At 68.8% G+C, this 1,140-nt stretch carries 1 protein-coding gene; it reads left to right on the top strand.

All coding sequences use genetic code 11. The features are described from left to right. The coding region (locus ACK59H_RS22925) for an Ig-like domain-containing protein (RefSeq protein WP_409264986.1) at nucleotides 1-1,140 on the top strand (1,140 nt) is incomplete at both ends.

Here is a 1,140-nt window from a genome sequence, read left to right as displayed (position 1 = left end):
ACTACGGTGCAGGTGCGTGACGCCGCCGGTAACCTGGTTGGCAGCGGCCAAGTGGGGACCGATGGCACCTTCAGCCTCACCCTGTCGCCGGCCCAGGCCAATGGCCAAGCACTGGACGTGCGCCTGGTCGACGCCGCTGGCAACACCTCGGCGCCGCTGCAATTCGACGCTCCGGATATCACTGCACCTGCCGCCGTCACCAACCTGGCGGTAGGGCCGGACGGGCTGCAATTGGCCGGCCGTGGCGAAGCCGGGGCCACGGTGCAAGTGCGCGATGCCGATGGCAACCTGCTGGGCAGTGCAATAGTCAGCGCCAACGGCACCTTCATCGTCGACCTGGCCCCTGCCGTGGCACCGGGCGCGCAACTGAGCGTGGTGCAAACCGATGCTGCCGGCAATGCATCGCCCGCCGTAGACTACGATGTGCCCCTGACCGGCGTCCCAACCAGCCCAACCGACCTGAATATCGCAGCCGATGGCACCAGCATCAGTGGCAGCGCCCAGCCCGGCACCCGGGTGGAGGTGCGTGGCGCCGACGGCACGCTACTGGGCAGCGTGGTGGTAGGGGCCGAGGGCACCTTCACCGTGCCACTGAACCCGGCGCAGGCCAACGGCCAGCTGCTGGACGTCACCGCCGTCGACAGCCTCGGCACATCGTCGCTGCCCACGCAGATCGGCGCACCCGACATCACCGCCCCCACAGCGCCAAGCGAGCTTGAGGTCAGCGCAGACGGCACCCTCGTCACCGGCCGGGCCGAGCCTGGCAGCACCGTGCGGGTTCTGGCTGCTGACGGCACCACCGTGCTGGGTTCCGCCCTGGTGGGCCCGACCGGTGTATTCAGCATCAGCCTCGCGCCCCCGCAGGTGGACGGCGAGTCTTTACAAGTCACGGCTACCGATGCGGCTGGCAATGCCTCTGCGGCCAGCACCGTCACTGCGCCGGACATCGACGGCGGCACCGATACCACACCACCACAACCTGCCAGCGACCTGGCCATCAGCGGCGACGGCCGCCTGGTATCGGGCCGTGGCGAAGTGGGCGCGACGGTCAAAGTGCTGGATGACCAAGGCCAGGTGATCGGCACCGGCACCGTTCAGGCCGATGGCACGTTCAATGTGGTGCTGACCGCACCTGTCACC

It is taken from the genome of Pseudomonas sp. KCJK9000 (assembly GCF_046230725.1).
Lineage (GTDB): Bacteria > Pseudomonadota > Gammaproteobacteria > Pseudomonadales > Pseudomonadaceae > Aquipseudomonas > Aquipseudomonas promysalinigenes.
Note: the sequence above shows the minus strand (reverse complement) of the source record. Positions and strands in the feature narration are given on the sequence as shown.